Source organism: Capnocytophaga sp. oral taxon 380 str. F0488 (genome assembly GCF_000318255.2).
GTDB classification, from domain to species: domain Bacteria; phylum Bacteroidota; class Bacteroidia; order Flavobacteriales; family Flavobacteriaceae; genus Capnocytophaga; species Capnocytophaga ochracea.
This window is the reverse complement of record NZ_KB291212.1, coordinates 1-7,192: the sequence shown is the minus strand read 5'-3', so window position 1 is coordinate 7,192 and position 7,192 is coordinate 1. Positions and strand designations below refer to the sequence as shown.

8 protein-coding genes are annotated in these 7,192 nt (G+C 40.6%); 7 read left to right on the top strand and 1 reads right to left on the bottom strand.

The features are described from left to right. Nucleotides 1-304: 304 nt before the first annotated feature. From HMPREF9078_RS07880 to HMPREF9078_RS07850, 7 genes are all read left to right on the top strand, one after another. A complete protein-coding gene (locus tag HMPREF9078_RS07880; protein WP_009420177.1) occupies nucleotides 305-1,294 on the top strand; it encodes a DUF4837 family protein in 990 nt (329 codons plus the stop codon). 131 nt (nucleotides 1,295-1,425) lie between these two features. Beyond that, complete coding sequence (gene tatA / locus HMPREF9078_RS07875; RefSeq protein WP_002674610.1) at nucleotides 1,426-1,626, top strand: twin-arginine translocase TatA/TatE family subunit; 201 nt, start codon at nucleotides 1,426-1,428, stop codon at nucleotides 1,624-1,626. Between the two features lie 57 nt (nucleotides 1,627-1,683). Then, the gene (gene mutY, locus HMPREF9078_RS07870) at nucleotides 1,684-2,703 is read left to right on the top strand and encodes an A/G-specific adenine glycosylase (protein WP_034543307.1); all 1,020 of its coding nucleotides are present in this window, start codon (nucleotides 1,684-1,686) and stop codon (nucleotides 2,701-2,703) included. A gap of 62 nt (nucleotides 2,704-2,765) precedes the next feature. Then, on the top strand, nucleotides 2,766-3,188 hold the full coding sequence (locus HMPREF9078_RS07865; RefSeq protein WP_009420175.1) for a single-stranded DNA-binding protein: 423 nt from the start codon (nucleotides 2,766-2,768) through the stop codon (nucleotides 3,186-3,188). Between the two features lie 56 nt (nucleotides 3,189-3,244). After that, on the top strand, nucleotides 3,245-4,540 hold the full coding sequence (gene gldE, locus HMPREF9078_RS07860) for a gliding motility-associated protein GldE (protein ID WP_009420174.1): 1,296 nt from the start codon (nucleotides 3,245-3,247) through the stop codon (nucleotides 4,538-4,540). A gap of 6 nt (nucleotides 4,541-4,546) precedes the next feature. Further along, nucleotides 4,547-5,461, top strand: coding sequence for a glutaminase (locus HMPREF9078_RS07855; protein ID WP_009420173.1), 915 nt, complete (start codon nucleotides 4,547-4,549; stop codon nucleotides 5,459-5,461). Nucleotides 5,462-5,472: 11 nt separating this feature from the next. After that, nucleotides 5,473-6,084 carry a DUF502 domain-containing protein gene (locus HMPREF9078_RS07850; protein WP_009420172.1) on the top strand — a complete coding sequence of 204 codons (612 nt, stop codon included), beginning with the start codon at nucleotides 5,473-5,475 and terminating at the stop codon, nucleotides 6,082-6,084. Nucleotides 6,085-6,134: 50 nt separating this feature from the next. Here the strand turns inward: HMPREF9078_RS07850 and HMPREF9078_RS07845 are convergent, their stop codons facing one another. Then, entirely contained in the window at nucleotides 6,135-7,079 is a 945-nt protein-coding gene (locus HMPREF9078_RS07845; protein ID WP_009420171.1) for a cation diffusion facilitator family transporter, read from the bottom strand. Nucleotides 7,080-7,192: the final 113 nt, after the last annotated feature.

Below are 7,192 nucleotides of genomic sequence, written 5' to 3'. Positions count from 1 at the left end.
ACCCCACCCATCTTACAGCCTTTTTTCATCAAAAATCCTTACTCCCCTCTTCCGAAACTCTTCGTTTCCTTCCGAATCCTCTAATACTTCTTCTAACCTGTCCGACTCGTCTGAAAAGTCCGCCCTGTCCATTGCCTTTGGTGGTATTATTGGTATTTACCTCATTTTCCACTCGCCCGTCGTGCTACGACCGCCCGTGCGGCTCGCACCTCCTTCCTAATCTAACAATATTTTTTACCAAAAAAGTGATTTTGGAACGATTTTAGCTGTATCTTTTCTTATAAAGAAATAATCAGTTATTTTTATGAAACGCTTTCTATTTGCAAGCATCGCCTGCTCCTTGCTCCTATTGGGTTGTAACAATAGCAACAATAAAAACGGAGAAACTTACCTCCCCTCTTCAGTAGGGCAAATCAACACCCTCGCCGTGGTCATCGATAACGACCTCTGGGAAGGCGCCGTAGGCGATACCATTCGCCGTTACTTCGCCGCCCCTATCGATGGGCTACCTACCGAAGAACCCATCTTTTCGTTACATCAAGTGCCCCCACAAGTATTTGAAGGCAACACCCGTAACAGTCGCAATGTGCTCATTGTGCATCGCGGTAATAAAAACGAAGCAACTATCAGCGACGATGTATACGCCAAACCACAAGTAGTATGCGAAGTACAAGGCAAACAAGTGCGCGATATAGCCTGTAAAGTCGAAGAATTTCACGACCAGTTTATCCTTGCGTTCAAGAACAACGACCTCAAAGAAACACGTCATCGTTTTAACAATGCCCTTAGCAAAGACAAACAAGTAGAACAAACCTTAGGCTTCAAATTCGTGATGCCCGCCGTGTACCAGGTGAGAAAATACGGCGACAATTTCTTCTGGATAGAACGCCCTATCAAAGGTGGTAGAGCAAGTATTATCCTTTACGAAATGCCTTTCGGAAGTATCCCTGCCGATGAAGAAGGGCGCGCTAAAACCATCGTAAAGATGCGCGATTCCATAGGCAAAAAATATATTCCAGGTCCCAAAGAAGGTATGTATATGGTTACCGAAACCTATTTGGCTCCCAGCATTAGCGAAATGAAAATAAAGGGACGAAAAACCATTGAAAGCAAAGGCTTGTGGGAAGTAAAAGATTTCGCCCTTGGAGGCCCTTATATCAATTATATTATTGAAGACAAAGCCCATAACCGCCTGGTAGTAGCCGAAGGTTTTTTATATGCCCCAGGCGTTGCTAAACGCGATATGCTCTTCGAACTCGAAGCTATTATCAAGTCAATAGAATTTAGTCGTTAGAAAAAGATTGCCAATTCAAAAAAGTTTTGTAATTTTGCACTATTATATTTCTTTGTTCAGAATTGTCCGACAAGTTTAACAATTCCGACATACCTAATTCACTAATAACTAACAACTAAAATCTAATAACTATGCTAAGTATATTTTTAGGGGTAGTAGGCCCCTGGCAAGTAGTCATCATTGTAGCCCTTATATTGTTGCTCTTTGGAGGCAAGAAAATTCCCGAATTAATGCGCGGTCTCGGCACAGGTATTCGCGAGTTCAAAGATGCTACCAAAGAGAATAACGATACCGACAAGAAAAAAGAAAATACCGAGAAATTAGAAAATTAGCAACGTTGTCGCTTTTGCGTCCCATTGCACACTCTCCTAACTCCTAAAATTCACAAATTGACAAATTGGCTCATCAACAAACTAACTTCTTGGTATAAAGTTGCGCAAAGGTCTTTGCCTTGGCGTGGCACCGCTAATCCCTATAAGGTGTGGCTCTCCGAAGTAATTTTACAGCAAACGCGCGTAGTGCAAGGTCTGCCTTACTACCAGCGTTTTATCAGTCGGTACCCTACTGTCACCGATTTAGCCAATGCCCCCGAAGAAGAAGTGCTCAAACTATGGCAGGGCTTAGGCTATTACTCGCGCGCTAAGAATCTACACCACACAGCGCAATATATCGCTACTGAATTAGGAGGTGTCTTCCCAAAAACCTATAAAGAACTTGTAAAACTCAAAGGTATAGGCGATTATACTGCAAGTGCCATAGCCTCCTTTTGTTATAACGAACCTTGTGCCGTAGTCGATGGTAATGTATACCGTGTGCTCTCTCGTCTTTTTGGTATTGCAACACCTATTAACAGTCCACAAGGTGCCAAAGAGTTCAAAGCATTAGCTTACGAATGTTTAGACAAGCACAACCCCGGCACTTATAACCAAGCCGTAATGGAGTTCGGCGCCTTGCAGTGCACTCCCCAGAGTCCCAATTGTGCAAATTGTGTATTACGTGACCACTGTTGGGCTTTTCATCATCAGCAAGTGGACGTCCTGCCCGTAAAAATCAAGAAAATCACTATCAAAAAACGCTATTTCAACTATCTCGTATGGCTCAATCCTTACGGACAAACCCTTTTGCAAAAGCGCAAAGGCAAAGATATCTGGCACGGGCTCTATGAGTTTCCTCTACTCGAAACTAACGCTCCTGCTACTACCGAAGAAATAGCCTCTTTCTTACCCTCTGCTACTGTGAGTTTGTACAACGAAATGCCTGTAATCCACAAACTCACTCACCAGCATATTTATACTTCTTTTTGGATAGTTACCACCACCGAACTCCTTGATAATAGCATACTTATCACCGACATACACAGCTATCCCGTATCAGCTCTCACTGCAAATTTCATTACCAAATTTTGGTAGTTTTAAAATTTTGTCGTACTTTTGGAGAATATTTAGATTATCAACTTTATATTTATATATCAATGAACGGAACTTTAAATAAAGTTATTCTCATAGGTCGTATGGGAGATGTTGTGAAGCTTACCTATTTCAGCGAAGGTAACTGCATCGGTCAGTTCCCCTTAGCCACTGATGATGAGTATACCAATCGCGCTACCAACGAGCGCATTAGCAGTACTGAATGGCATACTGTTATCGTACGCAACAAGCTGGCAGAACTCGTAGAGAAATACACTCACAAAGGCGACCTTATCTATGTCGAAGGGCGCATCAAAACACGTAAATGGCAAACGGAAGATGGCGTGATGCGCCAAACAACTGAAATCCACGCTTCCGATGTAACTTTTCTACCAAATCCTAAACGTGATGGGCAACCTAAACCAGCTCCTAAAACAGTTGAACCTAAGGCTCCTGAACCGCCCGTAAGCACGGAGCCTCCTTTCTAAATGTGTAACGAAATAATAATATTTTGGAAACAGAACCTTTGTCGGTACTCTCATTAATGCCTTTCTTAAACATTGACGTGGGTATCGTTATTCAATTTGCAGTGTTTATACTATTATTATTCTGCTCTGCTCTTATCTCAGGAGCTGAGGTAGCTCTCTTTTCGCTTACTCCTGCTGAGATTGAAACACTCAAAGAAGAAAAAACGCCTACCGGCAATATTATAGCCAAGCTCGCAGAGAATCCTAAAAAGCTATTGGCAACGGTACTTATCGCCAATAACTTGGTAAACATCTCTATCGTACTCCTCTTTGCCGATTTAGGAGACTTCCTCTTCGGGGGAATTACAACTCCTTGGGTACGGGCAGTACTCGATGTAGGTCTGGTTACCTTCGTGCTTTTGCTCTGCGGTGAAATTCTGCCTAAAATCTACGCCAATCGCAACAATATTTTGTTTTCACGGCGCATAGCTTACTTCATCTATTCCCTCGACACCTTCTTTACGCCCATCAGTATGCCGATGAAAAACTTTACCGTATGGATACAAAAGAATTTGGGCAAGCAGAAAAGTAATATTTCAGTAGGACAACTCTCGCAAGCCTTAGAACTTGCCTCCGAAGAAGATACCACCAACGAGGAAAAGAAGATATTAGAGGGCATTGTTTCTTTTGGCAATACCGAAACCCGCGAAGTGATGGTACCCCGTGTAGATATCTTTGCTCTCAGCGAAGAACTCTCATATCAGGAGTTGCTAAACGAAATCGTGGCGATAGGCTATTCGCGCATTCCCGTATACCACGAGAATTTAGACCATATCACAGGGGTAATTTACATCAAAGACCTATTGCCACATTTAGACAAAACTGATTTCGACTGGAATAGTGTGAAACGCAATGCTTTCTTCGTTCCCGAAAACAAGAAATTAGACGATTTGTTGAGCGAGTTTCAAGAGAAGAAGATACACCTCGCTGTTGTAGTAGATGAGTACGGTGGTACTTGTGGAGTGATTACCTTAGAGGATATCATAGAAGAGATTGTGGGAAATATCAACGATGAGTTTGACGATGAAGATGTAACACACTTCAAAATCAATAATAATGTCTTTATTTTTGAAGGAAAAACGGTTTTGAAGGACTTCTATCGCATTCTTGAATTTACTGATGAAGAAGAGGCTCTATTTGACGAAAATCGCGGTGACGCCGAAACGCTTGCAGGCTTTCTCTTAGAGATTTCGGGCAACTTTCCTCAGAAAGGAACCCCTATTCTCTTTGGTAACTATAAATTCATTGTAGAGGCTTTTGACAAGAAACGTATCAAGCAAATCAAAATCATTAGAACGAACAATCCCCAATAAATACATATGAAATATTCTAAAATAATTGACACTATATACCAATCTGTTTTATCTGCTGATAATTTAGGTAAAGTTCCTACTTATATCCCAGAATTGGCACAAGTGAACCCCGATAAGTTTGGGGTATATTTTTATAGCCTCAACAAACAATCGTATGGGATTGGTGATTGCGATGAAAAGTTTTCAGCACAGAGTATTTCTAAGGTATTAGCGCTTTCGTTGGCGTATAGTATTATAGGCGACCAACTATGGCGACGTGTAGATGTAGAACCTTCGGGCACTTCATTCAACTCATTAATACAGTTAGAAGCCGATAACGGTATTCCACGTAACCCTCTTATCAATTCAGGGGCTATTGTAGTTTGTGATATTCTCCTCTCTATCTTGGAAGATGCTGAAGCCGATTTCTTAACTTTTGTAAGAGAATTAGCTAATGATGATAGTATTAATTACTCTATATTAGTAGCCGAGTCGGAGAAATCAGTAGGATATCGCAATTTTGCCTTATGTTATTATATCAAATCATTAGGGAACATAGAGAATGACCCTATTGAGGTACTCAATTTCTACTTTAAACTCTGTTCATTAGAGCTTACTTGCAAATCGATGGCATATATCTTCTCGTTTCTTGCCAACGATGGTATCCGTATGCACGATAGAGTTCAAATACTTACTGAAACTTGTACTAAACGGGTAAACGCTTTGATGCAAACGTGCGGTTTCTATGATGAGTCGGGGGAGTTTGCTTTTAAGGTGGGACTACCAGGTAAAAGCGGTGTAGGAGGCGGTATTGTAGCTGTTTTGCCTAATCATTATAGCATTGCGGTATGGAGTCCGAAACTTAATAACAAAGGAAATTCGTATAGAGGAATGAAGTTCTTAGAAGAGTTTACCGCACAAACACATACTTCTATTTTTTAGTAATAAAATATATGTCAAAAAATTATTTCAGTACCTTTATCAAATACTTTTTTCAGGGGATACTTATCATAGGTCCGCTGAGTGCTACTATCTGGATTATCTGGTCGATATTCAAGAGTGTAGATAACCTTGTACCTGATATCTCAAAGGCTTACCCAGGGTTAGTTTTTGCTTTGGTTTTACTTGGTACTGCTATTATTGGTTTTATTGGTAGTCGACTTATTTTAGGGAAACTGTTCGTGGGACTATTAGATTATTTAGTAGCTCATATTCCCGGTGTAAAGATTATTTATTCTTCTATTAAAGATATTTTAGCTTCTTTTGTAGGTGACAAACGAAAGCTTACTAATCCGGTATGGGTAAAAGTGAATGAAACGCCCGAAATATGGCGCATTGGGTTCCTTACCCAACCTTCTATGGATTTTGCTGAACTCAGCGAAATGGTAAGTGTTTATCTTCCGCATTCGTATGCTATTTCTGGTTGGGTGATTGTTACTTCCAAAGATAACATAAAGCCTGCCGAAGGTTTCTCTTCCCAAAAAGCAATGGAGTTTGCCCTTAGTGGCGGAATCCTTTCTAATACCAATAATACCAGTAATGCCAATAATACTGGTAATAAATAGTGATTTTATATAGTAGTTTATTCTTCGTTTAAGCTATTAACATTGTGGTATTAATTACATTTTTCTTCTTCGCAGTGGCAATTATCAGTGTCTATTTCAAAAGTGCTGTGGGTAATCCCTTCGTGTGAGAGTTTGTGCTTTAACTCCGCTTTAATATTCATAAATTCTTTAAGCGTAATACACTCTTTCAGTACAATATGAGCCGTAAGAGCGTTCTGTGAGCTACTGAGCGCCCAAATATGCAAGTGATGTACACTCTCTATCATTGGGTGCTCTTCTATAAGATGCTGTATATGCTCCTTATCGATGTCGTGAGGCACTCCATCTAAGATGAGTTTTACACTTTCTTTGAGCAATCCCCAAGTGGAGAACAGAATCACAATACCTACCATAAAACTACTGATAGGGTCGGCTAAGTTCCAACCGGTAAAATATACTATTGCCCCTGAGATAATTACCCCTACCGATACCAAAGCATCGAGCATTAGGTGCAGAAAAGCTCCTTTGACATTGATATCTGTCTTCTGTCCTTTGTAGAATAGGAATGCTGAAACTGCATTGATTATCACTCCTATAAAAGCTGTAAGCATAATTGCTGAACCTACCATTTCGGGTGGATTAGCAAGACGTTCGAAGGCTTCGATAAAGATTTTTATCACAATGTACATCAGTAGTACCGCATTGATGAGCGATGCGAGAATAGATGCTTTTTTGTAGCCATAGGTATAGAGCTGCGTAGCGGTGCGGAGGGTGAGTTTCATACCAATAAGTGAAATCACTAAACTAGCAACATCGCTTAAATTATGACTTGCATCGGAGATAAGTGCTAAGGAATCGACGCGAAAGCCTACTACAAACTCAATAATTGTGTAGAGTAGATTCAACCCAATGCCTATATAGAAGGCACGATTGAGAGTACTGAGGTCAGTTACGGTGTGATGATGGTGGTCGTGACCGTGGTGATGATGGTCGTGTTGGTGGTGTGAATGTTCCATAATAATATTTTTCTATTAAAAATAAAAGGTAAAAGGTAAAATCAGTAATGACTCACAGCTGGGTGGTGTGTGAGTAAAGGGTAACAAGCGATGCAAAGATACAAATTATTTTG

Bases quoted from the DNA above. Each gene is read 5' to 3' on its own strand.
- HMPREF9078_RS07880 (WP_009420177.1), top strand. From the start codon at position 305: ATGAAACGCTTTCTATTTGCAAGCATCGCCTGCTCCTTGCTCCTATTG.
- tatA (WP_002674610.1), top strand. From the start codon at position 1,426: ATGCTAAGTATATTTTTAGGGGTAGTAGGCCCCTGGCAAGTAGTCATC.
- HMPREF9078_RS07865 (WP_009420175.1), top strand. From the start codon at position 2,766: ATGAACGGAACTTTAAATAAAGTTATTCTCATAGGTCGTATGGGAGAT.
- gldE (WP_009420174.1), top strand. From the start codon at position 3,245: ATGCCTTTCTTAAACATTGACGTGGGTATCGTTATTCAATTTGCAGTG.
- HMPREF9078_RS07855 (WP_009420173.1), top strand. From the start codon at position 4,547: ATGAAATATTCTAAAATAATTGACACTATATACCAATCTGTTTTATCT.
- HMPREF9078_RS07850 (WP_009420172.1), top strand. From the start codon at position 5,473: ATGTCAAAAAATTATTTCAGTACCTTTATCAAATACTTTTTTCAGGGG.
- HMPREF9078_RS07845 (WP_009420171.1), bottom strand. From the start codon at position 7,079: ATGGAACATTCACACCACCAACACGACCATCATCACCACGGTCACGAC.